General features: G+C 70.9%; 21 protein-coding genes. 11 read left to right on the top strand and 10 right to left on the bottom strand.

The genetic code is table 11. The features are described from left to right. Positions 1-35 precede the first annotated feature (35 nt). From ALIDE2_RS22270 to tsaB, 3 genes are read right to left on the bottom strand one after another with little or no spacing between them, the layout of a single operon-like run. Positions 36-773: a uracil-DNA glycosylase family protein gene (locus ALIDE2_RS22270; protein WP_013723209.1), complete on the bottom strand. Its 738-nt coding sequence runs from the start codon at positions 771-773 to the stop codon at positions 36-38. Continuing rightward, on the bottom strand, positions 770-1246 hold the full coding sequence (gene rimI, locus ALIDE2_RS22265; RefSeq protein WP_013520891.1) for a ribosomal protein S18-alanine N-acetyltransferase: 477 nt from the start codon (positions 1244-1246) through the stop codon (positions 770-772). Before rimI ends, ALIDE2_RS22270 begins: the two co-directional genes overlap by 4 nt. After that, positions 1243-1971 (bottom strand): tRNA (adenosine(37)-N6)-threonylcarbamoyltransferase complex dimerization subunit type 1 TsaB, encoded by a 729-nt coding sequence (tsaB, locus tag ALIDE2_RS22260; protein ID WP_013520890.1) that lies wholly within the window; start codon positions 1969-1971, stop codon positions 1243-1245. The genes rimI and tsaB overlap by 4 nt, the downstream gene beginning before the upstream one ends. Before the next feature lie 75 nt (positions 1972-2046). Here tsaB and dacB point away from each other — a divergent pair, with 75 nt between their 5' ends. The 3 genes from dacB to ALIDE2_RS22245 all read left to right on the top strand — a co-directional run bounded on the left by dacB (position 2047) and on the right by ALIDE2_RS22245 (position 5905). Continuing rightward, a complete protein-coding gene (gene dacB / locus ALIDE2_RS22255) occupies positions 2047-3519 on the top strand; it encodes a D-alanyl-D-alanine carboxypeptidase/D-alanyl-D-alanine endopeptidase (RefSeq protein WP_013520889.1) in 1473 nt (490 codons plus the stop codon). A 102-nt stretch (positions 3520-3621) separates the two neighbouring features. Continuing rightward, a complete protein-coding gene (locus ALIDE2_RS22250) occupies positions 3622-5181 on the top strand; it encodes an alpha/beta hydrolase family protein (RefSeq protein ID WP_013520888.1) in 1560 nt (519 codons plus the stop codon). A gap of 28 nt (positions 5182-5209) precedes the next feature. Further along, the gene (locus ALIDE2_RS22245; RefSeq protein ID WP_013520887.1) at positions 5210-5905 is read left to right on the top strand and encodes an OmpW/AlkL family protein; all 696 of its coding nucleotides are present in this window, start codon (positions 5210-5212) and stop codon (positions 5903-5905) included. A gap of 68 nt (positions 5906-5973) precedes the next feature. On the opposite strand, the gene ALIDE2_RS22240 is transcribed toward ALIDE2_RS22245, so the two are convergent. The 4 genes from ALIDE2_RS22240 to purE form a co-directional block, all read right to left on the bottom strand. Then, on the bottom strand, positions 5974-6930 hold the full coding sequence (locus tag ALIDE2_RS22240) for an SGNH/GDSL hydrolase family protein (protein ID WP_013520876.1): 957 nt from the start codon (positions 6928-6930) through the stop codon (positions 5974-5976). 63 nt (positions 6931-6993) lie between these two features. Next, positions 6994-7992: an L-threonylcarbamoyladenylate synthase gene (locus ALIDE2_RS22235; RefSeq protein ID WP_013723208.1), complete on the bottom strand. Its 999-nt coding sequence runs from the start codon at positions 7990-7992 to the stop codon at positions 6994-6996. Positions 7993-7997: 5 nt separating this feature from the next. Continuing rightward, the gene (locus ALIDE2_RS22230) at positions 7998-9167 is read right to left on the bottom strand and encodes a 5-(carboxyamino)imidazole ribonucleotide synthase (protein ID WP_013520874.1); all 1170 of its coding nucleotides are present in this window, start codon (positions 9165-9167) and stop codon (positions 7998-8000) included. Next, positions 9164-9661, bottom strand: coding sequence for a 5-(carboxyamino)imidazole ribonucleotide mutase (purE, locus tag ALIDE2_RS22225; protein WP_013520873.1), 498 nt, complete (start codon positions 9659-9661; stop codon positions 9164-9166). The genes ALIDE2_RS22230 and purE overlap by 4 nt, the downstream gene beginning before the upstream one ends. Before the next feature lie 141 nt (positions 9662-9802). Between purE and trxA the strand changes: the two genes are divergently transcribed. After that, positions 9803-10711 carry a thioredoxin gene (trxA, locus tag ALIDE2_RS22220; protein ID WP_013520872.1) on the top strand — a complete coding sequence of 303 codons (909 nt, stop codon included), beginning with the start codon at positions 9803-9805 and terminating at the stop codon, positions 10709-10711. 49 nt (positions 10712-10760) lie between these two features. Here the strand turns inward: trxA and ALIDE2_RS22215 are convergent, their stop codons facing one another. After that, on the bottom strand, positions 10761-11681 hold the full coding sequence (locus tag ALIDE2_RS22215; RefSeq protein ID WP_013520871.1) for a phosphoribosylaminoimidazolesuccinocarboxamide synthase: 921 nt from the start codon (positions 11679-11681) through the stop codon (positions 10761-10763). Positions 11682-11993: 312 nt separating this feature from the next. Between ALIDE2_RS22215 and hpf the strand changes: the two genes are divergently transcribed. The 3 genes from hpf (at position 11994) to hprK (ending at position 14196) form a co-directional block, all read left to right on the top strand. Further along, positions 11994-12341, top strand: a complete 348-nt coding sequence (gene hpf, locus ALIDE2_RS22210) for a ribosome hibernation-promoting factor, HPF/YfiA family (RefSeq protein ID WP_013520870.1) — start codon at positions 11994-11996, stop codon at positions 12339-12341. A gap of 140 nt (positions 12342-12481) precedes the next feature. Beyond that, the gene (locus tag ALIDE2_RS22205; RefSeq protein ID WP_013520869.1) at positions 12482-12949 is read left to right on the top strand and encodes a PTS sugar transporter subunit IIA; all 468 of its coding nucleotides are present in this window, start codon (positions 12482-12484) and stop codon (positions 12947-12949) included. A 293-nt stretch (positions 12950-13242) separates the two neighbouring features. Next, a complete protein-coding gene (hprK, locus tag ALIDE2_RS22200) occupies positions 13243-14196 on the top strand; it encodes an HPr(Ser) kinase/phosphatase (protein ID WP_013520868.1) in 954 nt (317 codons plus the stop codon). Between the two features lie 7 nt (positions 14197-14203). On the opposite strand, the gene fur is transcribed toward hprK, so the two are convergent. Continuing rightward, a complete protein-coding gene (gene fur / locus ALIDE2_RS22195; protein WP_013520867.1) occupies positions 14204-14623 on the bottom strand; it encodes a ferric iron uptake transcriptional regulator in 420 nt (139 codons plus the stop codon). A gap of 111 nt (positions 14624-14734) precedes the next feature. On the opposite strand from fur, the gene ALIDE2_RS22190 reads away from it, so the two are divergent. From ALIDE2_RS22190 to ALIDE2_RS22175, 4 genes are read left to right on the top strand one after another with little or no spacing between them, the layout of a single operon-like run. Then, the gene (locus ALIDE2_RS22190) at positions 14735-15277 is read left to right on the top strand and encodes an outer membrane protein assembly factor BamE (protein WP_013723207.1); all 543 of its coding nucleotides are present in this window, start codon (positions 14735-14737) and stop codon (positions 15275-15277) included. Between the two features lie 54 nt (positions 15278-15331). Beyond that, positions 15332-16153, top strand: a complete 822-nt coding sequence (gene dapB, locus ALIDE2_RS22185; RefSeq protein ID WP_013520865.1) for a 4-hydroxy-tetrahydrodipicolinate reductase — start codon at positions 15332-15334, stop codon at positions 16151-16153. 7 nt (positions 16154-16160) lie between these two features. Next, positions 16161-16814, top strand: a complete 654-nt coding sequence (locus ALIDE2_RS22180) for a MotA/TolQ/ExbB proton channel family protein (RefSeq protein WP_013520864.1) — start codon at positions 16161-16163, stop codon at positions 16812-16814. A 6-nt stretch (positions 16815-16820) separates the two neighbouring features. After that, on the top strand, positions 16821-17240 hold the full coding sequence (locus ALIDE2_RS22175; protein ID WP_013520863.1) for an ExbD/TolR family protein: 420 nt from the start codon (positions 16821-16823) through the stop codon (positions 17238-17240). 6 nt (positions 17241-17246) lie between these two features. Here the strand turns inward: ALIDE2_RS22175 and ALIDE2_RS22170 are convergent, their stop codons facing one another. Continuing rightward, the gene (locus tag ALIDE2_RS22170; protein ID WP_013723206.1) at positions 17247-19823 is read right to left on the bottom strand and encodes an EAL domain-containing protein; all 2577 of its coding nucleotides are present in this window, start codon (positions 19821-19823) and stop codon (positions 17247-17249) included. Positions 19824-20148 lie beyond the last annotated feature (325 nt).

Below are 20148 nucleotides of genomic sequence, written 5' to 3'. Positions count from 1 at the left end.
CAATTATCGCACTCGCCCCCGATGGGCGCAGGGGCTCAGCCAGCGGCCGTATGGCGCACCAGGGCCAGCGCGCGGCACAGGTCGGCCCAGGCGGCGGCCTTGGCCTCGGGGGCGCGCAGCAGGTAGGCCGGGTCGTAGCTGACCACGGCCGGCGTACCGTCGGCCAGTCGGTGCGTGGCGGCGCGCAGGCGCCCCAGGGGCTCGCGGCTGCCCAGCACCGCGCGCGCCGCGGCCAGGCCCAGTACCAGCACCATGGCCGGGCGCAGCGTGGCCAGCGCCTGCTGCAGGCCGGCGGCGGGCTCCACGCCCTCGGCCGACAGGCCGGGCGCGGGACGGCCCAGCGTGGCCACGAAGGTGCGCGGGTGCCGGTGCAGGCCCATGGCGCGCAGCATGTTGTCCAGCAGCCGGCCGACCTCGCCAGCCAGGGGCTCTCCCGGCGTGGGACTCTCCAGCACGACCAGCCAAGCCTCGCCCAGTCCGGGCGGCGTGGCGGCCGGGTCGGCCTGCGGGTACAGCGCCTGGGGCGCGCCGAGCAGCAGGCCACCCGGCGGAGCGCCTGCCGGTGCCGCGCGCGCGGCGGGCTCCGGCGTCGGGCGCCGCGCGGGTGCGGGCGCGGCCGCCTGCATGGGCGGGGGCACCGCCGCCTCGGCGTGGGCGGCGGTGGGCTGGGCGGGGACGGGCTCCGGGGCCGGTCGCGGCGGCGGCGCGGCCCAGACGGTGACGCCCATTTCCTGCAGCATGGCGCGTTGGCGCGCGTCCAGTTCGAGGCTCATAGCGGCAGACTCATGACCACGGCGTCCTCGCGCTGGCCGTCCGGGCCCGGGTAGTAGCACTTGCGCAGGCCCACGCGGCGGTAGCCGTGGGTTTCGTAGACGTGCCGGGCGCGCTCGTTGCTTACGCGCACCTCCAGCCACAGCCATTGCGCGCCCTGGCTGCGCGCCCACAGGGCCAGGGCATCGAGCATCACGTGGGCCCAGCCCTGGCGTTGGAAGGCCGGCGCCACGGTGATGTTGAGCAGATGCGCCTCCTGCACGCCGGGCATGGCGACGAAGTAGCCCAGGATCTGGGCGCCCGCCGTGAGCAGCTGGACCTGGTAGCCGGCGGCCAGGGCGTCGGTGAAATTGCCACGCGACCAGGGATGGGAATAGGCGTTTTGCTCGATCGCCATGAGCGCGTCCAGGCGCTCGGGCGTCAGGGGCTCGAACCGGGCCTCGGTGGTGGCTGGGGGCTGGGCCATCGCGTTCATGCGTGCGGGGCCGGCGTGGCACGCCGGGCGGCCTCTCTCTCTGCGGTGGTTTGCGCCACCTTGTCGCGGATGTAGCGCGGCAGCGCGGCGTCCGCGCGCACGGCGCAGCCGGCAGCCAGCAGGGCCGGCGCCAGGCGCAGCAGGGCCGTGGCCGTGGGCAGGGCCTGCACGTGGGGCGCGCCGGGCGCCAGGCGCGCGCCATAGGCGGCGCGGGCGTTGCCGGCCAGCGTCCAGCCGGCGGGCACTTCCACGGCCTCGGGGGCGCACAGGCCGAAGTCCTGCGGCGCGCGCCAGTGGCCGCCGGTGGCAGCCGTGGCGTCGGGTTGCCACTCGAAGGGCGCCGTGTAGACCTCGTCCATGCGCGCGTCCAGCGTGGCAACCACGCGCGTGCAGCCATGCGCCGCGCGGGCCTCCTCGGCCACGGCCAGCAGCGTGTCCACGGGCAGCACGGGCACGCCCTGGCCGCCGCGCGCGCCGAAGGCCAGGCCCTGGGCCACGGAGCAGGCCGTGCGCAGCCCCGTGAACGAGCCCGGCCCGCGGCCGAAGACCACGGCGTCGAGCCGCTCGAACGACAGCCCGGCCTGCGCCAGTAGCGCGAGGATGGCCGGGATCAGGGTGGCCGATGCCTGGGCGCCGCCTGGGCCGTGGTGCTCGCACACCAGCGCGCCGTGCAGTACGGCGATGGACAGGGTGTCGGTGCTGGTGTCGAAGGCGAGCAGATTCATGGAGGGTCCGATTATCGGCTGCGCGCCGGGCCATGGCGGCGTGCGGGGCCGGGCAGGGCGATAGACTTTGCGGCCATGTTGCCCCTGACCCTTGCGCGCGCCTGCCGCCGCCTGCGCCGCGCGGCTTGCGCCGGCATCGCCAGCCTCTGCCTGGGCGCCTGCGCCGCGGCCCCGTCCGGCCCGCCGACCGATGCCGGCGCACTGCCCCCCGCCGTCGATGCGGCGCTGCAGCGCGCCGGGCTGCCGCGCACGGCGTTGTCGGCCATGGTCGTGGACGTCGAGGGGCGCGCGCCCGCACGCCTGGCCTACCAGGGCGACAAGGCGGGCAACCCGGCCTCGGTCATGAAGCTGGTGACCACCTTCGCGGCGCTGGACATGCTGGGACCGGCCTTCACCTGGGACACGCCCGTGTACCTGGACGCCATGCCCCGGGACGGGCGCCTGCGCGGCAACGTCTACATCAAGGGCCAGGGGGACCCCAAGCTGGTGGTGGAGCGGCTGTGGCTGCTCATGCGCAGCCTGCGCGCGCTGGACGTCGCCCGGATCGAGGGCGACATCGTGCTCGACCGCAGCGCCTTTGCGCTGCCGGCCCACGACCCGGCCGGGTTCGACGGCGAGCCCTGGCGCCCCTACAACGCCGCGCCCGACGCGCTGTTGCTCAACTACAAGGCCGTGGCCATGGACTTCATGCCCGACGCGGCCGCCGGCGTGGCCCGCGTGCGCTACGCGCCGCCGCTGGCCGGGATGGATCTGCCGGCCAGCGTGCCCCTGGCGCCCCCGGGCACGGCCTGCGGCGACTGGCGCACAGCCTTGCGCGCCGATTTCGCCGATGCCGCGCGCATCGCCTTCCAGGGCGTGTACCCGCAGGCCTGCGGCGCGCGCGAGTGGTCCGTGGCGCCGGCCGATCCGGGCGGCTATGCGGCGCGCGCCGTGGAGGGCATGTGGCGCGAGGTGGGCGGCACGCTTGCGGGCCGCGTGCGCGACGGCCAGGTGCCCGCGGGCCTGCAGCCGGCGTTCGTTAGCCGCTCGCCCGCGCTGGCGGAGGTGGTGCGCGACATCAACAAGCACAGCAACAACGTCATGACGCAGCAGCTGCTGCTCACGCTGGGGCTGCACAGGGGCGGCCAGGGCAGCTTCGAGGCCGCGCGCGCCGTGCTCGCCCAGTGGTGGCGCCAGCGCATGGGCGGCACCGATGCGCCCGTGGTGGACAACGGCGCGGGCCTGAGCCGCGAGGCGCGCCTGAGCCCGCGGGCGCTGGCACGCATGCTGCAGCAGGCCTGGGCCTCGCCCGTGATGCCGGAGTTCGTCGCCTCGCTGCCGGTCGCGGGCGTGGACGGCACGCTGCGCCGCAGGCCGGTCCTGGCCGCGGGCGCCGCACACCTCAAGACCGGCAGCCTGCGCGACGTGGCGGCCATGGCCGGCTACGTGCTGGCCGCCAGCGGGCGCCGCTACGTGCTGGTGGCCATCATCAACCACCCGGACGCGGCCGCGGCGCGGCCCGCGCTCGACGCACTGGTCGACTGGACTGCGCGCGATACGGGCTTGTGACCGGCCCGCATTGGTGGTTTCCCCCGGCATCGGAAGGGCGGGCCGGGATTAACATCGCGAAATAAAACGAACGATCGTTCTATTTACAACAGGAGATTCGCGATGAACAAATGGACGGGACTGGCCATGGCCAGCGCCGCCGCAATTCTGGCGGCATGCGGCGGGGGCTCCGACCCGGGCGGCAGCACCGAGACCGATCTGAGCGGGGCGCGCGGCTCCCTCATGTACAACCCGCCGCTGCGCGTGACGGCGCTTTCCGCGGCAGAGCTCAAGGACCGGCTCGCGGCCAACCCGAGCGGTCAGAGCCTGCTGGCGCTCGCGGGCGCGCCCAAGTGCGGCGTGAACATCCACTACATCGAATACGGCACCGTAGGCGGCGCGGGCGAGAAGACGAACGCCTCGGGCGCGCTCATGGTGCCTACGGGCGACGCGGCGGGCTGCAGCGGAGCGCGCCCCGTGGTGCTGTATGCCCATGGCACGAGCACCGACCGCGCCTACAACATCGCCGACATCACCGAGCCCGCGCGCCCCGGCGCCTCCGAGGGCACGCTGCTGGCCGCCATGTATGCGGCGCAGGGCTTCATCGTGGTAGCACCCAACTACGCGGGCTATGACGTTTCCAAGCTCGGCTACCACCCCTACCTGAACGCGGACCAGCAGTCCAAGGAGATGATCGACGCGCTCACCGCCGCGCGCAAGGCGCTGCCCGGCATCAACGGCCAGGACGGCGGCAAGCTGCTCATCACCGGTTACTCGCAGGGTGGCCACGTGGCCATGGCCACGCACCGTGCGCTGCAGGCGGCCAACCAGATCGTGACGGCGTCGGCACCCATGTCGGGGCCCTACGCGCTGGGGGCCTTCGGCGATGCCGTGTACTACGGCAACGTGAACCTGGCCTCCACCGTGTTCACGCCGCTGCTGGCGTCGAGCTATCAGAAGGCCTACGGCAACCTCTATGCTCAGCCCTCTGACATGTTCGAAGCGGCCTACGCCACCGGCATAGACCAGTTGCTGCCGTCCACCACGCCCATCGACACGTTGTTTGCCCAGGGCAAGCTGCCGCAGACGCAGCTCTTCAGCAGCACGCCGCCTGATCCCGCCTTCGCCGGCGTCACGCCACCGACCCAGCCGCCCGAGCTGGCGCCGCTGTTTGCCCTCGGCTTTGGCAGCAACAACCTGATCAAGAACAGCGTGCGCCTGGCCTACCTGCAGGATGCGATCGCCAATCCCGACGGCGCCGTGCCCAGTGTGACCACCGGGGCGCAGGCGGCCGCGCCCCGGCACCCGCTGCGCCAGGCCTTCAAGGCCAACGACCTGCGCAACTGGGCACCCCGGCGGCCCGTGCTGCTGTGCGGCGGCAATGCCGACCCGACGGTGTTCTACAAGGTCAACACCACGCTGATGCAGAGCTTGTGGTCCGCGCCTTCGCCGCTGGCCCTGCCGACCGGCCTGCTCACGGTGCTGGACGTGGATTCGGCCAGCGGCGGCGCGTCCGACCCGTTCGCTGCCGTCAAGGCCGGGTTCGCCCAGGCCAAGGCCAATGCGGCCGCGCAGGGCGGCGCCAATGCCGTGGTGCAGGCCTACCACGGCTCGCTGGTGCCGCCGTTCTGCAACGTGGCCGCGCGCGCGTTCTTCCAGCAGGTGCTGGCATCGGGCGGCTGAACGCCGTTGCACAAGGAGTACCGACACCATGGCACGCTTCATCTCCCATGCCCTGTCCGCCGCCGCGCTGCTCGCGCTGTGCGGCACCGCCTCGGCCCAGTTCACCGTGCGCGGCGGCCTGAGCCACATCGCCCCCCATTCCTCGGCCACCGACGCCGTGGGCCCCATGCTGCCCGGCCCGCCGTCGGGCATCAGCATCGATGTGCAGAACAAGTCCACGCTGTTCCTGTCGCTGGCCTACGGGTTCCACCCGAACATGGAGTTCGAGCTCGCGCTGGGCTATCCGCCGACCCATGACGTGAACGCCAAGATCGCCCCCTGGCTGCCGCCGCACATCGTGGCCTTCGACGGCCGGAAGGTGGCCGAGGTGCGCCAGATCGCCCCCACGCTGTTCTTCAACTACAAGTTCGGCGACGCGACCAGCCGGTGGCGCCCCTTCGTGGGCGTGGGGCTGAACTACACCAACTTCGACAAGCGCACCTCCACGGCCGCGAACAACGCGCTCAACGGCGGCCCCACGGACATCCGCCTCTCCGACTCCTGGGGCCTGGCGGGGCAGGTGGGCCTGAGCTACCGCATCAACGAGCGCTGGTCCATCACCGGCGCCGTCGCCACGGCGCGCGTCAAGAGCAAGCTCACGACGCACACGGCCGGCGTGCAGCGCGAGATCGACATCCGCTTCCACCCCGTGGTGCTGACGGTCAACGCCGGCTACACGTTCTGACCGGCCTGCGCCGGATGCGAAAAAGCCGACCCGCGGGTCGGCTTTTTCACGCGCGGGGCGGCCTGCGATCACCAGCGCTGGCGCAGGCGGTCGTAGGCGTAATCGCCGAACCTGCGGTGCGCGGCCGGCGTGAGGTACACCTTGTCGGCGAACACGTAGCGGCCGGGATCGGCGTCGGTCAGCAGCGTGGACGAGGTGCACAGGGACGAGTTCACCTCGCCAGCGCCTATGCCTATGCCCGGGCCGGCGTCCACCGAGGTGCAGACCGGCGTTCTGCCGTCGGTGAAGCCATAGCCGCCGGGGTTGCCCTGGAACAGGTTCACGTAGTAGGCGATGTCCACGTAGAACACGGTCTTGCGCAGGTCCTCGATGGCGACCAGCAGGTCGTTGTTGAAGCGCAGGCTGGCGCTGCTGATCAGGTCCTGCTTGCCGATGGCCACGGCCCAGGGCGTGCGGCTCAGGTCGTAGGTGCCGGTCACCAGGATGTGCTTGGCACCAGCGTCGGACAGGCGGCGCACCTGCGCGGCAAGGTTCTTGCCAGCCTGGCTCGCGGCGTCCACGTACTGCGCCTCGGTGAGCGTGCCCGCCTGCACGGCGGCCATGCCGGCGATGATGTCGCTCGCGCCGGCGCTGACGATCACGAGGTCGCCGTCGGCGGGCTGCTGGCCGGCGAGGAACTGGGTCACCTGCTGCGTCACCGTGGGCGTGCTGGCGTCGCCCGCCGCATCGGGGGTGGCCGCCACGCGCGCATTGCCCTGGGCGTAGCTCAGGCCGCTGGCCGACACGGGCGCGATCGTGCCGCCGTAGCGCGAGGCGAGCTGCTTCGTCCAGATGTTCAGGGTGCCGTCGTTGACCGTGTAGCTCTTGCCTCCCACCTGGCCCACGTCGGCCTGGGCGTCGCCGAAGGCGACGAAGCGCGTGGGCGTGAAGGCGGATTCGACGTCGCTGGAACCACAGGCCGCCAGCAGGGCGGCCGATGCACAGGCGGCCGCCAAGAAGCTGCGGCGCATCCAATTTGCTGGCATGTATTTCTCCGGATTGAGGTGGGCGAGAGTTTAACGACAGGGTTGCGGCGCCGTGTGAAGACGTCAGCCCGCGGCCGCGGCGCGCTGCAGGCGGTCGCGCACGCCCTCCCAGTCGGGCGTGTCGGGCGGGGTCTCGATCCAGATCAGGCGCGCGCCCGCGTCGTCGAAGCCGCGCAGCGCGGCGAACAGCTGCTGCGCGGCCGCGGCCGCGTCGTCGGGCATGCGGCGCAGGATGATCCTGGACGATGCCGAGCGCAGCGGTGCGCGCGCGTACACGGCCAGGTGGGCGGCGTCGGCGCCCAGCACGTCCAGGCCGGCCTGCAGCTGCCTGGCGTCCATCAGGCGCACGCGTGCCGTCGGGGCGTAATGAGCCAAAAGCGTGCCTGAAGCGCGTGGTGTGTGCGCCGGCAGCTCTTCTTTCGATAGTGGGCGCAGGCCGCAGGCGCGCTGCACGTCCGCGCGCGAGATGGCGCCCGGGCGCAACAGCACCGGCACGCCGCGCGTGCAGTCGATGATGGTGGACTCTATGCCCACGGCGCAGGCGCCGCCGTCGAGCACCAGCAGTTCGTCGCCGAACGCGTCGGCCACGTGCTGCGCCGTGGTCGGGCTGACTTTGCCGAAATGGTTGGCGCTGGGCGCGGCCACGCCCCACACGGGCGGGTCGAGCCGCTGGCAGGCGGCCAGCACGGCATGGGCCACGGGGTGGGCGGGGCAGCGCAGGCCCACGCTGTCCTGCCCGCCCGTGGAGGCCCGCGCCGCGGCGGGCAGGCGCGGCAGGATCAGCGTGAGCGGGCCGGGCCAGAAGGCGTCGATGAGCTGCTGCGCGAACAGCGGCACCTCCTTGGCGTAGTGGGTGATGGCCGTGCTGTCGGCCACGTGCACGATCAGCGGGTGGTTGGCGGGCCGGCCCTTGGCGGCGAAGATCCGGGCCACGGCCGCGTCGTTGTCCGCGTCGGCCGCCAGGCCGTAGACGGTCTCGGTCGGCAGGCCCAGCAGCTCGCCGCGCGCCAGCAGCCGCGCCGCGGCCTGTACCGAGGAGGGGAGCGTGCCGTCCAGGATCATGGGGGTCAGAAGGGTTCGATGCCGAGGATGGCCGCCGCCTTGAGTGCCGTGGCGCGCACGGCCCCGGGCGTGGCGCCCGTGACGTTCAGGTGGCCCATCTTGCGCCCGCGCTTCGCGTCGCGCTTGCCGTACAGGTGCAGGTGGCAGCCGGGCAGCGCCAGCACCTCGTCCCAGGGCGGCGTGGCGGGGCCGTCGCCGTCCCTGAACCATAGGTCGCCCAGCAGGTTCAGCATGATGGCCGGGCTGTGCAGGCGCGGCTGCACCAGGGGCAGGCCGGCCATGGCGCGCACCTGCAGCTCGAACTGCGACACGTCGCAGGCGTTCTGGCTGTAGTGGCCGCTGTTGTGCGGGCGCGGGGCGATCTCGTTGACCACCAGGGCGCCGTCCTGCAGCACGAAGAACTCCACGCACAGCACGCCCACGTAGTCCAGGCCATCTGCTACCGATTTGGCAGCTGCCAGCGCTTGACGGGCCTGCCCTGGAGGCAGATTTCCCTCATGAACCTCGGTCACGGCCAGGATGCCGCCCCTGTGCAGGTTGCGCTGCACGGGCAGGTGCACGACATGGCCGTCCCGGCCGCGCGCCACGATGACGGAGCACTCGTGCGCCAGCGGCAGCATTTTTTCGAGCACGCAGGGCACGCGGCCCAGATCGTCCCAGGCGGCGGCCAGCTCCTGTGGCGTATTCACGCGCGCCTGGCCCTTGCCGTCGTAGCCCAGGCGCGCGGTCTTCAATATGCCGGGCAGCAGGCCGGCATCCACGGCGGCCAGCTGCGCGGGCGTCGCTATCACCGCGTGCGGCGCCACGGGCACGCCGCAGCGCACGAAGTGGGCCTTCTCGGCCGCGCGGTCCTGCGCGATCGCCACGGCGCCGCCCGCGGGCGACACGGGCAGGCTGCGCGCCAGGATGTCGAGCGCGGCGGCGGGCACGTTCTCGAACTCGGTGGTTACGGCGGCGCACAGGCGCGCCAGTTCGGCCAGGCCCTGCGGGTCCTCGTAGCCCGCGCGGATGTGGTGCTGGCTCACCAGCCCGGCCGGGCTGGCTGCGTCGTCGTCCAGCACGGCCGTGGAGTAGCCCATGGCCTGGGCCGCGTGCACGAACATGCGCCCCAGCTGCCCGCCGCCGAGCACGCCCAGCGTGGCGCCGGGCAGGATCACGCCCCGGCCCGCGCTCATGTGGCCACCGGGGGCAGGGTCATGGCGCGCGCGGCGGCGGTCTGCTCGGCGCGGAAGGCTTCGAGCCGCTCGCGCAGCGCAGGGTCGTTGTTGGCCAGCAGGGCCACGGCGAACAGCGCCGCGTTGGCCGCGCCGGCCGCGCCGATGGCGAAGGTGGCCACGGGCACGCCCTTGGGCATCTGCACGATGGAGTGCAGCGAATCCACGCCCGAGAGATGCTTGCTGGCCACGGGCACGCCCAGCACCGGCACGCAGGTCTTGGCGGCGATCATGCCGGGCAGATGGGCGGCGCCGCCTGCGCCCGCGATGATGGCCTTGAGGCCGCGGCCGGCGGCGGCCTCGGCGTAGCGGAACATGTCGTCGGGCATGCGGTGGGCCGAGACCACCCGCGCCTCGTGCGCGATGCCGAACTGCTGGAGGATGGCGGCTGCGTGCTGCATGGTGTCCCAGTCGCTGCTGGAGCCCATGACCACGCCGATCTGGATGGGGTTCATGTGAGGAGTGCGCGCAACGGCGCTCGTCGGGGGAACCCGGCATTTTACTTTTCGGACATGCACCGCGCCCGCCGGGGTTCTGTTCCACGGCGCCGAATATGTCCGAGAATCCCCGTTGAGCCATTACCGGGATGCCTATACATGATCGACGTTACCCTGGAAACCTTTGAGACCGAGGTGGTCGCCGCCTCCATGAGCCAGCCCGTGCTGGTGGACTTCTGGGCACCCTGGTGCGGCCCGTGCAAGACGCTGGGCCCGGTGCTGGAGAAGTTGGAGACCGAATACGCGGGCCGCTTCAAGCTCGCCAAGATCGACTCCGACCAGGAGCAGCAGCTGGCCGCCATGTTCGGCATCCGCAGCATCCCGACCTGCGTGCTGATGATGAACGGCCAGCCGGTGGACGGCTTCATGGGCGTACAGCCCGAGGGCCAGCTGCGCGCCTTCCTCGACAAGCACGTGCCCAGCGCCGAGGCGCTGCAGGCGGAGGAACAGGAGGAAGAAGCGCAGGATGCGCTGGCCGAAGGCGACACCGAGGGCGCGCTGGAAAAGCTGCAGCACGCCGTGGCCACCGACCCGGCCAACGACGAGGCGCGCTTCGACTACGTGAAGCTGCTGCTGCAGCTCGGCCGCGAGGACGATGCCAAGGTGGCCTTCGCCCCCGTGATCGCAAAGGCCGAGGCCTCGCGCCGCCTGGGCGCGCTCAAGGCCTGGATGGATGCTCTTGATTTCGTAGCTGCTGGCGCGCATGGGGAGGGCGCTGACGCCCAATTCGATGCAAAGATTACCGCCAACAAGCGCGACTTCGAGGCGCGCTTCGGCCGCGCACGCTGGCTCATGGCGCGCCAGCGCTGGCAGGAGGCCATGGACGAGCTGCTGGAAATCCTCATGCGCGACAAGGCCTGGAACGACGAGGCCGCGCGCAAGACCTACGTGGCCATCCTGGAGATCATCGAGCCGCCCAAGCCCAAGGTGGCCGAGGGCCAGATCCCGCCCGAGGACCCGGTGGTGGCGGCCTACCGCCGGCGCCTGAGCTCGGTGGTGCTGAGCTGAAAGAAACAAGGCCCCGCGAGGGGCCTTGTCTTTTGCTGGAAGCCGGGAATCAGGCAGTGAGCCGCTGCAGCGCCTCGCGGTACTTGGCGGCCGTCTTCTCCACCACCTCGCGCGGCAGGCGCGGCGCGGGGGCGGTCTTGTTCCAGGGCTTGCCGCCCACCTGGGCCTGCTCCAGCCAGTCGCGCACGAACTGCTTGTCGTAGCTGGGCGGGTTCTCGCCGCGGGCCAGCGCCTCGGCATAGCCCTCCACGGGCCAGTAGCGCGAGCTGTCGGGCGTGAGCACCTCGTCCATCAGCACCAGCGTGCCGTCCTTGTCGAGGCCGAACTCGAACTTGGTGTCGGCAATGATCATGCCCTTGGCGAGCGCGATGGCGGCGGCGGCCTCGTACAGCTGGATGGAAACGTCGCGGATCCTGGCGGCCAGATCCGGGCCGACCATCTCCACGGTACGCTCGAACGTGATGTTCTCGTCATGCTCGCCCATGGCGGCCTTGGCGGCCGGCGTGTAGATGCTGTGGGGCAGCCTGGCGGCATTGGTCAGGCCGTCGGGCAGCGGCACGCCGCAGACCGAGCGCGACTCCTGGTACTCCTTCCAGCCGCTGCCGGCCAGGTAGCCGCGCACCACGGCCTCGATGGGAATCGGCTTGAGGCGCTTGACGAGCATGGAGCGCCCCCGCACCTGGGGCGCCTCGGCCGGCGTGACCACGCTCTCGGGCGCCTCGCCGGTCAGGTGGTTGGGCACGACGTGGCCCAGCTTGTCGAACCAGAACAGCGCCATCTGCGTGAGCAGCTCGCCCTTGCCGGGGATCGGCTCTCCCATGATCACGTCAAAGGCCGAGAGCCGGTCGCTGGCCACCATCAGGATGCGGTCGTCGCCCACGGCGTAGTTGTCGCGCACCTTGCCGCGCGCCAGCAGCGGCAGCGAGGTCAGGGCGGAGGTGTGCAGGGCAGAGGTGCTGGGCTGGGTCATAGAGACGGTCGGGCGAAAGGGTCTGCCCCGCCATCGCCGGGGCCAAAGCGGGCCATTCTAGCCGTGGCGCCGGAGCCTGTGGCGCGGCGATTCGCGGGCCGCCACAGGCTGGAAATCCAGCCGATTGTGAAGCTTTTTGCGCGCCTTGGCACCCCGTTGCCATATCCCGTGCGCCCCGGGCGGGAACGCATTGCGTTCCGTGGCGCGCGGGCGCATAGTGAATCCAGGCCCGAATGCATTCACGTTCGCCAGCCGCCCCGAGCCGGTATCAGGACGGTGTTTTTCAACCAGTGAGCCACAGGAGGCTTGTCTATGAACTTGACGATCAGCGGTCATCACCTTGAAGTGACCCCCGCCTTGCGTAGTTACGTGACGTCCAAGCTGGAGCGCATCATCCGCCACTTCGACCAGGTGGTGGATGTCAAGGTGCTATTGACCGTAGAGAAGCAGAAGGAAAAGGAAAAACGCCAGCGCGCCGAGTGCACGGTGCACGTGAAAGGAAACGACCTGTTCGTGGAGAGTGCGCATTTCGACCTGTACGCAGCCGTGGACGAACTGATGGACAAGCTGGACCGCATGGTCGTGCGCCACAAGGACCGCATGCAGGATCACCAGGCAGGCGTGCGCCGCGCCACCGTGCAGGCCGCCGCGGCATCCTGAGTGAACGGCCAGAGCCCGTCCGCGCCACCGCTCGTGCAAAAGCGGTGGTGCCGCAACCGCCCGCGGGGCGGTTTTTTGTTGCTGGTGGATACACTCTCAGGGTTTCCGCTGGGCGTGCATAATCGTCGCTCACTGTGACCATGAACCGACTCGCTTCCATACTGCCTCCCGCACAAGTGCTCGTGAGCGTCGATGCCACTAGCAAGAAACGTGCATTCGAGGAGGCCGGCCTGCTGTTCGAGAGCCAGCACGGCCTGTCCCGGGCCCTGATCACCGACAGCCTCTTCGCGCGCGAGCGCCTGGGCTCCACGGGGCTGGGCCATGGCGTGGCCATTCCGCACGGCCGCATCAAGGGGCTGAAATCGCCCATGGCGGCGGTGTTCCAGCTGGCCCATCCGATCGGCTTCGACGCGCCCGACGAGCAGCCCGTGGTGCTGCTGATCTTCCTGCTGGTGCCCGAGGCTGCCACACAGAAGCACCTGGAGATCCTGTCGGAAATCGCCGAGCTGCTCAGCGACAGCGCGTTGCGCGAGCGCCTCAAGAGCTGCGCCGACGCCGCCAGCCTGCACGGCATGATCTCGGGATGGCAGTCGGCCCAGAGCGCCTGACGCCACGCCCTAGGGCCTGCTAACACTATGGAAGGGGTAGCGAAGCTCATGACAGCCCGTCCATCCAGGCGCGCGACGCAGTGCGTGCGTGTGCACGCACAAGGAGCGCAACGCCGAGGGGCGGGCTGTCATGAGCTTCCCTTCGGGTTGTCTCGCAAAGGGGCCGTCTGCGGCGTTGCCCACGCTTGCAAGGCATCAGCCTTGGCCAGCGCGCGGGCGCCTTGCACCCAGCCCCTTTGCGAGGCAACGCGATCCCCTTCCATAGTGTTAACAGGCCCTAGCCATCGGCTGCCATGAAACCCAACGTCGTCAGCGCCGATGTGCTCTTCGAGGAGTTCCGCACCCTGCTCAAATGGGAGTGGGTCGCGGGCCTGGGGGCTTCAGAGCGGCGCTTCGCCGAGGTGGCTGTGCGCGCCGCGCGCTCGGGCGCAGACCTCGTCGGCTACCTCAACTACATACACCCCTACCGCGCGCAGATCCTGGGCGAGCGCGAAGTCGCCTACCTGACCAACGCGACGCCCGGGGACTGCAAGCGCCGCATCGCGCGCATCGTCACGCTGGAGCCTCCGGTGCTGGTGCTGGCCGACGGCCAGGCCGCGCCCGAGGAGGTGGTGTCGATGTGCGAGCGTGCGCAGATTCCGCTGTTCGCCACGCGGGAGTCGGCGGCCTTCGTCATCGACGTGCTGCGCGCCTACCTGTCCAAGCACTTCGCCGACCGCACCACCATGCACGGCGTGTTCATGGACATCCTGGGCCTGGGCGTGCTCATCACGGGCGAATCGGGCCTGGGCAAGAGCGAGCTGGGGCTGGAGCTGATCTCGCGCGGCCACGGCCTGGTGGCCGACGACGCGGTGGACCTGTACCGCATCAACCAGACCACCATCGAGGGCAAGTGCCCCGACCTGCTGCAGAACCTGCTCGAAGTGCGCGGCATCGGCCTGCTGGACATCCGCGCCATCTTCGGCGAGACGGCCGTGCGCCGCAGGATGCGCCTGAAGCTCATCGTGCACCTGGTGCGCAAGGAAACCATGGAGCGCGACTACGAGCGCATGCCCTACGAGCCGCTCACGCAGGACGTGCTGGGCGTGCCCGTGCTCAAGGTGGTGATCCAGGTGGTGGTCGGGCGCAACATCGCCGTGCTGGTCGAGGCCGCGGTGCGCAACACCATCCTGCAGTTGCGCGGCATAGACACCTACCAGGAATTCGTCGAGCGCCACCGCCGCGCCATGGAAGGCGGCGGCGCCTGACCGCGCATCAGCGCTTCTTGGCGCAACTGGCGCACTGGCCGTACAGGGCCATGGAATGGTCCTGTATCACCCAGCCTTTGGACTGGGCGATCAGGTTCTGGCGCTTCTCGATCTCGGGGTCGTAGAACTCCTCGACCTTGCCGCAGGCCGTGCACACGAAGTGGTCGTGGTGCTGGCCCTCGTTGAGTTCGTAGACGGCCTTGCCGCTCTCGAAGTTGCTGCGGATCAGGATGCCGGCCTGCTCGAACTGCGTGAGCACGCGGTAGACGGTGGCCAGGCCGATGTCCGAGCGCTCGTCCAGCAGCACGCGGAACACGTCCTCGGCCGTCATGTGGCGCTGGGCGCCCTTTTGGAAGATTTCCAGGATCTTCAGCCGGGGCAGCGTCGCCTTCAGGCCGGTGCTCTTGAGTTCGTCGATGTTCGTCATGACAAGGTCCTTCATCTGCCAGGGCGAAATCAGGGATGGTGCGCCCCGCAGGCTGGGCGCCAGGCCCGGGCCGCTACAATGGACCGGATCATATCCCCTATGCCTAAACCCATGTCTGCTCCCGCCCGTAGGGGCGCCCGTCGGGGCGCCATAGTGTTGCTGGCCGCCGTGCTGGCCGGTTGCGCGGGCACCGGCGAGCGCCTGTCGAACGTCGTCACGCCCTACAAGGTGGCCGTGGTACAGGGCAACTTCGTCTCGCGCGAGCAGGTGCAGATGCTGCAGCCCGGCATGGGGCGCCAGCAGGTGCGCGAGATCCTGGGCACGCCGCTCATGGTGAGCGTATTCCACGGCGACCGCTGGGAATACGTCTTCACGCTCAAGCGCCCGGGCGTGGAGGCGCAGACGCGCAAGCTCACCGTGTTCTTCAAGGACAACGTGATGGACCACGTCGAAGGCGACGAGATGCCCTCCGAGTCTGAGTTCGTGGCCTCGCTCACCTCCAAGGTGTCCAAGCCCAAGGTGCCCCAGTTGGAGGCCACCGAGGCGCAGCTGGCGCGCTTTCCCAAGGCCGAGTCCGCCGTGCCCGGGCCTTCCCCCGCACCTGCCGCGCCGCCCGTCGCGAGCTACCCGCCGCTGGAATCGCCGCGCCGCTGAGTGTCCCCGGCCCGCCCATGGCGGAGCCCGTTCCCGTTTTGATTGCGAGCTGACATGACCTCATCCTCTTCCGTACCCCGCCGCGTGGCCGTAGCCGGCGCCAGCGGCCGCATGGGCCGCATGCTCATCGAGGCGATCCAGGCAAGCGACGACTGCGTGCTGGCCGGCGCGCTGGACCTGCCCACCAGCCCCGCCGTGGGCCAGGACGCCACCGCCTTCCTGGGCCGCGCGAGCGGCGTGGCCATCACCGCCGACCTGCGCGAGGGGCTGAAGAATGCCGATGTGCTGATCGACTTCACGCGCCCCGAGGGCACGCTGGCCCATGCGGCCGTGTGTGCCGAGCTGGGCGTGCAGATGGTCATCGGCACCACGGGCTTCTCCGACGCGCAGAAGGCCGACATGGAGGCCGCCGCGCGCAAGGTGGCCATCGTGCTCGCGCCCAACATGAGCGTGGGCGTGAACGTCACGCTCAAGCTGCTGCAGATGGCCGCGCAGGCGCTCGCCACGGGCTACGACATCGAGATCATCGAGGCGCACCACAAGCACAAGGTGGACGCGCCCTCGGGCACGGCCCTGAAGATGGGCGAGGTGATCGCCGAGGCGCAGGGCACGCGCCTTGCCGACCGTGCCGTGTACGAGCGCTACGGCCACACGGGCGAGCGCAAGGAGGGCAGCATCGGCTTTGCCACCGTGCGCGGCGGCGACATCGTGGGCGACCACACCGTGCTGTTCGCCGGCACCGGCGAGCGCGTGGAGATCACGCACAAGTCCAGCAGCCGCGCCGGCTACGCGCAGGGCAGCCTGCGCGCCGTGCGCTTCCTGGCCGGGCAGCGCGCGGGCATGTTCGACATGTTCGACGTGCTGAACCTCAAGTAGCCGCCTCATGGACGGCATGCGCTGGCTGCACCAGGGCGACGCGGTCGCGCAGGGGCTGGCCCTGCTGCTGCTCGCCATGTCGGTGGCCAGCTGGGTCGTAATCCTCTGGAAGCTGCGCCTGATGTGGCGCGCCCGCGTGGACGTGCCGCGCAGCACGGCTGCGTTCTGGCAGTCGCCGTCGCTCGCCGCGGGGCTCGAACGCCTGCCGCCCTGCGATCGCGAGGCGCTGGTGCTGCCGCTGGTGCGCGCCGCCGCGCAGGTGGCGTGCTCTGGCTCGGGCGCCGCGCTGGCCGACCAGGGCGCTATTGCGCAGCGCCTCACGCGCGCGCTGCGCGATGCCCTGCACGGCGTGCTGGGCCGGCTGCAGTTCGGCCAGGTGCTGCTCGCCACCGTGGGCTCGACGGCGCCCTTCGTGGGGCTGCTGGGCACCGTGTGGGGCATCCACCATGCGCTCGGGGCGCTCGCGGGCGCCGAGCAGATCACCATCGAACGCCTTGCCGGCCCCGTGGGCGAGGCGCTCGTCATGACCGCTGCGGGCCTGTCGGTGGCGATCCCCGCCGTGCTGGCCTACAACTGGTTCGGCCGCGCCATCGGCCGCATCGAGGCCGACCTCGAAGGCTTTGCGCGCGACCTGCGCGAGCTGGTCGCCGCCGCAGGCTGACCCGCCATGGCATTCGGCCGGCTGGAGCGCACGCAGGGCCCCGAGCCCATGAGCGAGATCAACGTCACCCCGCTCGTGGACGTGATGCTGGTGCTGGTGGTCATCTTCATCCTCACCGCGCCGCTCCTCGCCAACTCCATCCGCCTGGAGCTGCCGCGCGTCCAGGGTACGCAGCCGGGCGCGGCGCCGCAGTCCGTCACCGTGTCCGTGGACAAGGCGGGCCAGGCCTTCCTCGACGGCGAGGCGCTGGCGCAGGACGCGCTGGCCGCGCGCCTGAAGGACGTCGCCGCGCGCCGGCCCGACACCGAGGTGCAGTTGCGCGCGGACGCGGCCGTGCCCTACGGCCGGGTGGCGGAGCTCATGGGCGCGGCACAGGCTGCGGGGCTGTCGCGCATCGGCTTCGTGGCCGAGCCATCGAAGAAGTAGCCTGCCTCACTGCGCCGCCGCGGCGCCGCCCTGCAGCAGCGACTCCAGCGCATCCGCGGGCATGGGCCGCGACAGCAGATAGCCCTGGAGCACGGCGCAGCCTTGCTCGGTCAGGAACTGGCGCTGGGCGGGCGTCTCCACGCCCTCGGCGACCACGGACAGATCCAACCCGCGCGCGATGTGCAGCACGGCGGAGGCCAGCGAGCGGACGGTGGCGCTGGTTTCTATGTCCTGCACGAAGCTCGCGTCGAGCTTGATTTCGCCGATCGGCAGGCGGTGCAGCGCGCTCAGGCTGGAGTAGCCTGTGCCGAAGTCGTCCAGCGACAGCGCGATGCCGCGCTCGCGCACGGCGCGCGCGGTGGCGAGCACGGCCGGGTCGGACGTGAGCATGACGGCCTCGGTGATCTCCACCGTCAGGTCCGCGGGCTGCAGGCCGTGGGCCGTGAGCGTGCCGGCCAGCAGGTCCGGCAGGGCGGGGTCGAGGAAGCTGTCGGCATCGAGGTTGACCGACACGCGCGGCACGGCCACGCCGCGCCTGCGCCAGTCGGCCATCTGGCGGCAGGCTTCCTGCAGCACCCATTTCGTGAGGGCGTCGAGCAGGCCGCATTCCCCGGCCGTCTCGACCACGCGCGGCGGCGGGATCGGGCCGTGCTGCGGGTGCGTCCAGCGCAGCAGCGCCTCCACGCCGTGCAGGGCCTGGCCGTGCATCTGGGGCTGGTAGTGCAGGGCCAGGCCCCCGCTGCGCAGCGTCGCGCGCAGGTCGGACTCCAGGCGCGAGCGCTCCTGTGCCTGGTCGTTCATCTCGGCGCTGTAGAAGTGATAGCACTGACCGCCCGCGCTCTTGGCCTGGTACATCGCCATGTCGGCGCAGCGCAGCAGGCTGTCGGCGTCGGTGCCGTCCTCGGGGTACATGGCGATGCCCAGGCTGGCACTGGGGTACAGCACGGCGCCCTCGGCCTCCACGGGCTGGGCGACGGCGGCGAGCAGCCGCTCGGCCACGGCCGCCGCCTGGCTGGCGCCGCACTGCGGCAGCACGAGCACGAATTCGTCGCCGCCCATGCGCGCGGCCACGTCGCCGGCGCGGGCGCTGTCCTGGAGCCGGGTGGCCACGGCGCTCAGCAGCGCGTCGCCCGCAGGGTGGCCCTGCGTGTCGTTGACCTGCTTGAAGCGGTCGAGGTCTATGAACAGCAGCGCCAGCGGCGCGCCGCTGCGCCGCGCCTCGTGCAGCCTGCGTTCGGCCTGCGTGCGCAGCATGCTGCGGTTGGCCAGGCCCGTGAGCGCGTCGTAGTAGGCGAGCTGGTGGATGTGGGCGCGCTCGCGTTCGCGCTCCAGCAGCAGGGCGCACAGGTGCAGGCCCATGTCCACCAGGCGCTCGTGCAGCGCGTCGGGGCCGCGCGGCTCGCGGTAGTAGAAGGCCAGGGTGCCGAGCACGGTGCCGTCGCGCGCCTTGATGGGGTTGGACCAGCAGGCGCGCAGGCCGTGGCGGGTGAACGCCCGCTGCACGGGCGCCCAGCGCGGGTCGGTTGCGATGTCGGCGGACAGCGCCGGCTGGCCCGTGGCCGCCGCCGCGCCGCAGCAGCCGACCTCGGGACCGATGGGCACGCCGTTGGTCAGGGCCTCGATCTCGGACGGCATGCTGGGCGCGGCGAGCACGCGCATGCAGCCGTCGGCGTCCACCTCCAGCAGCGTGGCGGTGACCTCGGGCGCGATGCGCTCGACCTCGCGGCACAGCAGCATGGCCACGTCGTGCAGCGGCGCGTTGTGCGCCATCGCGTCCAGCACCTTGTGCTGGAGCACTTCGTGCATCTTGGTGTGCGTGATGTCGGTGAGCACGAACACGATGTGCTCCAGCTCGCCCGCGGCGCCGCGCACCGGGTTCATCATGACCGAGGCCCAGAGCGGGCGCCCGTCGCTTGTGTAGAGCAGTAGCTGGGTCTGCATCTCCTGCCCGGCCTCGGCGCAGGCGCGCAGCGCGTCGATGGCGCCCACGTCGGTGTGCGGCCCGCGGGCCAGTTCGGGCAGCCGCCGCCCGAGCGCGTGGGCGCCGGCGAAGCCCAGCAGCCGCGTGAAGCCCGCGTTCACGTAGGTGATGCGCCGGTCGGCATCGGCCACGACCATGCCGCTGCCGCTGCGGTCGGCCACGAGCGAGAGCTGGCGCAGGTGCTGCTGCTGCGCGCGCTGGGCCGTCACGTCCTTGAGGAAGGCGGTGTAGAGCACGCGCGTGCCGATCACCACGCGGGAGATCGACATCGACGCCCATAGCCGCGTGCCGTTGCGGCGCTCCACCGGCACGTCGCGCGAGGTGCCAACGATGCGGTTGATGCCCGTGATGCGGTTGGTGTTTACGTAACCGTCGTGCGCCTCGCGGATGCCCGGCGGCACCAGCATGCCGACGTTGCGGCCCAGCACCTCGGCGCGCGGCCAGCCCCACAGGGTCTCGGCCGCAGCGTTGAACAGTACCACGCGGTTGTGCTCGTCGATGACGACCACGGCATCGACGGCCTGCTCCAGCGTCTGTACCAGGAGCTGTTCGTGCAGGCCCCGATCCGAGGGGGCCGAGCCGGGAAGGATGGTAGGAAGCACGACGGTACGTGACTTGTAGTTGCGTAACTATTGTAACGTTCGCATTTTCATTTCCGATAGGCGGAGAGCCATGCGGAACTGTAACGGGGCGTGCCCGCGGCCTGCGGCGGCCTCTTCGACTAGGGCGGTGTTCTGCTGGCGAACGGGGATGTCTCTGCTGGGGATCTGTCGCATTCTTCTCAATCAAGCGAGCGTCGATGGCAACGGCCCGAGTAGAGCCGTGCAGGCGGGGCTGCGTTGATCTGCTTAACTTGCAGTTACATAAATATACGATCAGTCGTTTATTTTTGGTGATCCGCCGACGCGAGTTGACAGTGTTTGACGG

The organism is Alicycliphilus denitrificans K601, from assembly GCF_000204645.1.
Classification (GTDB): Bacteria; Pseudomonadota; Gammaproteobacteria; order Burkholderiales; family Burkholderiaceae_C; genus Alicycliphilus; species Alicycliphilus denitrificans.
The sequence above is the reverse complement of the archived record's forward strand: the minus strand, read 5'-3'. Positions and strand labels throughout refer to the sequence as shown.

What these genes read in the sequence shown, in the direction of transcription:
- hpf (WP_013520870.1), top strand. Translation starts at nt 11,994, where the DNA reads ATGAACTTGACGATCAGCGGTCATCACCTTGAAGTGACCCCCGCCTTG.
- trxA (WP_013520872.1), top strand. Translation starts at nt 9,803, where the DNA reads ATGATCGACGTTACCCTGGAAACCTTTGAGACCGAGGTGGTCGCCGCC.
- dacB (WP_013520889.1), top strand. Translation starts at nt 2,047, where the DNA reads ATGTTGCCCCTGACCCTTGCGCGCGCCTGCCGCCGCCTGCGCCGCGCG.
- ALIDE2_RS22240 (WP_013520876.1), bottom strand. Translation starts at nt 6,930, where the DNA reads ATGCCAGCAAATTGGATGCGCCGCAGCTTCTTGGCGGCCGCCTGTGCA.
- purE (WP_013520873.1), bottom strand. Translation starts at nt 9,661, where the DNA reads ATGAACCCCATCCAGATCGGCGTGGTCATGGGCTCCAGCAGCGACTGG.
- dapB (WP_013520865.1), top strand. Translation starts at nt 15,332, where the DNA reads ATGACCTCATCCTCTTCCGTACCCCGCCGCGTGGCCGTAGCCGGCGCC.
- ALIDE2_RS22215 (WP_013520871.1), bottom strand. Translation starts at nt 11,681, where the DNA reads ATGACCCAGCCCAGCACCTCTGCCCTGCACACCTCCGCCCTGACCTCG.
- ALIDE2_RS22175 (WP_013520863.1), top strand. Translation starts at nt 16,821, where the DNA reads ATGGCATTCGGCCGGCTGGAGCGCACGCAGGGCCCCGAGCCCATGAGC.
- ALIDE2_RS22230 (WP_013520874.1), bottom strand. Translation starts at nt 9,167, where the DNA reads ATGAGCGCGGGCCGGGGCGTGATCCTGCCCGGCGCCACGCTGGGCGTG.
- ALIDE2_RS22235 (WP_013723208.1), bottom strand. Translation starts at nt 7,992, where the DNA reads ATGATCCTGGACGGCACGCTCCCCTCCTCGGTACAGGCCGCGGCGCGG.
- ALIDE2_RS22190 (WP_013723207.1), top strand. Translation starts at nt 14,735, where the DNA reads ATGTCTGCTCCCGCCCGTAGGGGCGCCCGTCGGGGCGCCATAGTGTTG.
- ALIDE2_RS22250 (WP_013520888.1), top strand. Translation starts at nt 3,622, where the DNA reads ATGAACAAATGGACGGGACTGGCCATGGCCAGCGCCGCCGCAATTCTG.
- ALIDE2_RS22180 (WP_013520864.1), top strand. Translation starts at nt 16,161, where the DNA reads ATGGACGGCATGCGCTGGCTGCACCAGGGCGACGCGGTCGCGCAGGGG.
- ALIDE2_RS22205 (WP_013520869.1), top strand. Translation starts at nt 12,482, where the DNA reads ATGAACCGACTCGCTTCCATACTGCCTCCCGCACAAGTGCTCGTGAGC.
- ALIDE2_RS22245 (WP_013520887.1), top strand. Translation starts at nt 5,210, where the DNA reads ATGGCACGCTTCATCTCCCATGCCCTGTCCGCCGCCGCGCTGCTCGCG.
- hprK (WP_013520868.1), top strand. Translation starts at nt 13,243, where the DNA reads ATGAAACCCAACGTCGTCAGCGCCGATGTGCTCTTCGAGGAGTTCCGC.
- tsaB (WP_013520890.1), bottom strand. Translation starts at nt 1,971, where the DNA reads ATGAATCTGCTCGCCTTCGACACCAGCACCGACACCCTGTCCATCGCC.
- fur (WP_013520867.1), bottom strand. Translation starts at nt 14,623, where the DNA reads ATGACGAACATCGACGAACTCAAGAGCACCGGCCTGAAGGCGACGCTG.
- ALIDE2_RS22270 (WP_013723209.1), bottom strand. Translation starts at nt 773, where the DNA reads ATGAGCCTCGAACTGGACGCGCGCCAACGCGCCATGCTGCAGGAAATG.
- rimI (WP_013520891.1), bottom strand. Translation starts at nt 1,246, where the DNA reads ATGAACGCGATGGCCCAGCCCCCAGCCACCACCGAGGCCCGGTTCGAG.